The organism is Pseudoalteromonas sp. (genome assembly GCF_036960685.1).
Taxonomy (GTDB): Bacteria; Pseudomonadota; Gammaproteobacteria; order Enterobacterales; family Alteromonadaceae; genus Pseudoalteromonas.
In genome coordinates this window covers 1-3,115 of record NZ_JBALXK010000056.1, presented here as the reverse complement: position 1 = coordinate 3,115, position 3,115 = coordinate 1, and the positions used below count along the sequence as shown (strand labels likewise).

Annotated in this window: 2 protein-coding genes and 1 tRNA gene; 2 read left to right on the top strand and 1 reads right to left on the bottom strand. The window is 39.8% G+C overall.

What is annotated here, in order from left to right; all coding sequences use genetic code 11:
- Both V7783_RS20970 and nagP read left to right on the top strand, forming a co-directional pair.
- Positions 1-564 (top strand): chitobiase/beta-hexosaminidase C-terminal domain-containing protein (locus V7783_RS20970; protein WP_335680379.1); only part of this gene is annotated, 564 nt, incomplete at its 5' end.
- 255 nt (positions 565-819) lie between these two features.
- Positions 820-2,115 (top strand): N-acetylglucosamine MFS transporter NagP, encoded by a 1,296-nt coding sequence (gene nagP, locus V7783_RS20965; RefSeq protein WP_335680378.1) that lies wholly within the window; start codon positions 820-822, stop codon positions 2,113-2,115.
- A 635-nt stretch (positions 2,116-2,750) separates the two neighbouring features.
- Here nagP and V7783_RS20960 read toward each other — a convergent pair.
- Positions 2,751-2,826, bottom strand: a tRNA-His gene (locus V7783_RS20960).
- Between the last annotated feature and the right edge of the window lie 289 nt (positions 2,827-3,115).

Genomic DNA, 3,115 nt, shown 5'->3' with positions numbered 1-3,115 from the left:
CAAAAAGCATTTAATTATATGCCAGATGATGTATATGCAAACGCTGATTACACCCGTACTCGCGAGCCTATCGATAATCTTGAAGCCTTAGTTGGCCGCCCATTACCGAAGCTTGAAAAACCTGAAAACATTCTCGGTATGCAAGGACAGGTTTGGTCAGAAACGATCCGTACAGAAGAGCAAGTTTTAGCAATGATCTTCCCGCGTATTTTATCGGTTGCAGAGCGAGCATGGTACAAAGCGTCATGGGAAGGCGAGCAAGTTGATAGTAATAGCCGTACAAAAGATTGGGCGCAATTCTCAGCAGCAGTTGGCTTAAAAGAGCTAACTAAACTGGCAAACGCAGGGGTGAACTTGCATTTACCTGTGCCTGGAGGGGTTATCAACAATGGTAAGCTTGAAGTAAATACACCGTTTGCTTATTTAAATACTGAGTATAGTTTAGATAATGGTGCGACTTGGCAGCAATACACAGCTCCGATCAGTGTTTCTAAACAGCAGTCTGTGGCATTACGCAGCAGTTTAAATAGCCAGCTGAAAAGCAGAATTACTTATATAAATTAATATATTAGTAATAAAGTTTGTTTTGAAAGGGCCGTATAGGTCCTTTTTTGTACCGTTGTAAAATAAATAGTTACTAGTAATATGGCGACAATTAACGTAAAGTTTTATGGCAGCGCTGTCATTTTTGTTGCGAGATTGTTATTGATTTCTCGCCAAGGTGTAACATAATGCAGCAACGCTAATCGTCGCTTTAAGTCTGAAGAACTTAACTGAAATAAATAATTATAACGATAGCTCGCAACAAGAAGAAGTTTTATGGAAGCCACTGTGTCAAAAACAAATAAACAAAGTAATTTTATACCCATGGCCATAGTCGCCACGTTATTCTTCATTTTAGGTTTTGCAACCTGGTTGAATGGCTCACTCATGCCTTACTTAAAGCAAGTATTGCAGTTGACCCCATTTCAAGCATCGCTGATCTTATTCTCGTTTTACATTGCAGTAACGTTTACAGCTGTACCATCGGCGATGATCATCCGTAAAGTCGGTTACAAAAATGGTATGGCTATTGGTATGGCAACTATGATGGTTGCAGGCTTACTGTTTATTCCTGCTGCTAAAACCCAAGTATTTGCACTGTTTTTATTTGCACAGTTAGTAATGGGCGCAGGGCAAACATTGCTACAAACTGCTGTTAATCCGTATGTTGTGCGCATTGGGCCTGAAGAGTCAGCTGCAGCACGCGTTAGTATCATGGGCATATTGAATAAAGGCGCTGGTGTTATTGCACCCATCGTATTCACCGCTTTAATTTTAAGTGAGTTTACCGGTCTTGTTGGTAAAGAGTTATCGCAAACAGAAATTGACTCAATGGCAAACAGTCTTATCTATCCTTATTTAGGCATGGCTTTATTTATTGGTGCACTTGGTTTTGCAGTAACTAAGATGCCACTTCCAGAGTTAATTGATGACGAAGAGCAAGGCGCTAAAGGGCAAGTTAAAGCTGCACTTGCACACCCAAGCTTAGCGCTAGGTGTAGCTGCATTGTTTGTATATGTAGCGGTAGAGGTTATTGCTGGTGATACAATTGGCACATTTGCGTTATCACTTGGCGTTGAAAAATACAGTGTCATGACATCGTATACAATGGGCTGTATGGTACTGGGTTATATTTTAGGTATTTTACTTATCCCACGCATTATTTCACAGCAAACTGCATTAAGTGCATCAGCAATATTAGGTTGCGTATTAACACTTGCCGTGGTGTTTAGTGATACAAGTTCAGTGTTTGTCGCAACAGCATTGGGTTTAGAAGTGCAATTACCTGATACACTATTGATGATAGCTGTGCTAGGATTTGCCAATGCGATTGTATGGCCTGCTGTATGGCCGTTGGCGTTATCTGGTTTAGGTAAGTTAACCAGTGTTGGCTCGGGCTTATTAGTCATGGGTATTGCCGGTGGTGCATTTGGACCATTATTCTGGGGCCTAGCAAGTGGCGGCGTTGATTCAGCTGAAGCGCAACAAGGTGCTTATATCGTCATGTTACCTTGTTATTTATTCATTCTTTTCTATGCTGTTAAAGGGCATAAGATGAAGAGCTGGAAATAAATGACTTTCTAGGAACTAGGAAAATAAAGGTATTAGGAATAAACTTGACACTGAAGCTCAGCGTTTTAAGTATTGAAGAACCTAGAACCTAGAACCTAGAACCTAGAACCTAGAACCTAGAACCTAGAACCTAATTTTTGAAAAGAATTTCTATAATGTAGAAATAATCCCGTGTGTAATGCCACCGAAAGGTGGCATTTTTTTGTCTGCAAGAAAGCAGCTTGCGAGCTGACGAGAGTAAAGCTAGCGAGGGTAAGCTAATCGGCGCTAAAGCGCTCCCCTGCGGTAGTAGATGTACGTTATCTGTAGGAACAGGCTTTAGCCGTGATGCTGTTATGGATCTAGCTCTATATTAAAGCTAATCGGTGCTAAAGCGCTCTCCTACGGTGGTCGGTGTATATTGCCTTGTAGGAGCCGGCTTTAGCCGTGATGGTGTTGTGGATCTGACTCTATGTTAAAGCTAATCGGCGCTAAAGCGCTCTCCTACGGTGGTAGGTGTTATAAGGTTTGAAATCTATGTTAAAGCATTCAGCGCTAATGGCTTAGAAAAACAGATAAGATATAAATTAGGTATAGGGAATTTTAAAATTTGTAGAGGTGTTCTAAGATATTTGAATTACTAAGAAGGGAAAAAATGGGGCGATTGACGGGGCTTGAACCCGCGACAACCGGAATCACAATCCGGGGCTCTACCAACTGAGCTACAACCGCCACAACACACCTTGTTTGGTGTGGCGCGGATAATACATAAAATAATAAATGTTGTGAAGGGTTAAGAGCAAAAAAAATGAAAAAAGTTTATTTTTTTTCATTTTTGTTTATAAAATGGTCATAAAGAGTGTTTTTAAATCATTTTTTTATCTGGTAAGGTAGAACGAAAAGTAATACTAAAAGCTTTGTTTAACATTTAAATACATAAATTAATGAAATAATAAATTGAAATCAGATATAATTTAGCCAGCAAACTGCTTAATACTGAATATCAGGAGTGATAATGGAT